The sequence below is a fragment of the Aerococcus sp. L_32 genome, from assembly GCF_050689315.1.
This window is the reverse complement of the sequence record NZ_JBOEQF010001283.1, coordinates 1-514: the sequence shown is the minus strand read 5'-3', so window position 1 is coordinate 514 and position 514 is coordinate 1. Positions and strand designations below refer to the sequence as shown.

Here is a 514-nt window from a genome sequence, read left to right as displayed (position 1 = left end):
GGTATCTTACCTATTACAAAACTTTATGATCTACTATGTAGGACCAGAAGTACGTGCCTTCCCTACATCATTACCAAACTTATCACTGGATTTAGGTTTATTTACGATTTCAACACAACAAGTGGTGATTTTCATTGTAACGATTATCTTGATGATTGCCCTACAGTACATTGTTCGTCAAACAAAAATGGGTCAAGGTATGCGTGCAGTATCTGTAGATGCTGATGCAGCGCGTTTAATGGGGATTTCAGTAGATAATGTCATTTCCTTTACCTTCGCTATTGGATCGGCTTTAGCTGGTGCTGGTGGGGTATTAGTTGGTATCTACTATAATTCTATTTCGCCAACTATGGGACTAACACCAGGTATTAAAGCTTTCGTAGCGGCTGTTTTAGGTGGTATCGGATCAATTCCTGGTGCCATGTTAGGTGGTATTTTAATCGGTGTGGTTGAATCAATGGTATCTATGATTGGTTTATCTACTTGGCGTGACGCTGCGGTTTACTTCATTTTG

The 514-nt window shown here is 39.9% G+C and carries 1 protein-coding gene; it reads left to right on the top strand.

What is annotated here, in order from left to right; genetic code table 11:
* A partial coding sequence (locus tag ACRCJ0_RS19340) for a branched-chain amino acid ABC transporter permease (protein ID WP_431391846.1) occupies nucleotides 1-514 on the top strand: 514 nt, incomplete at both ends.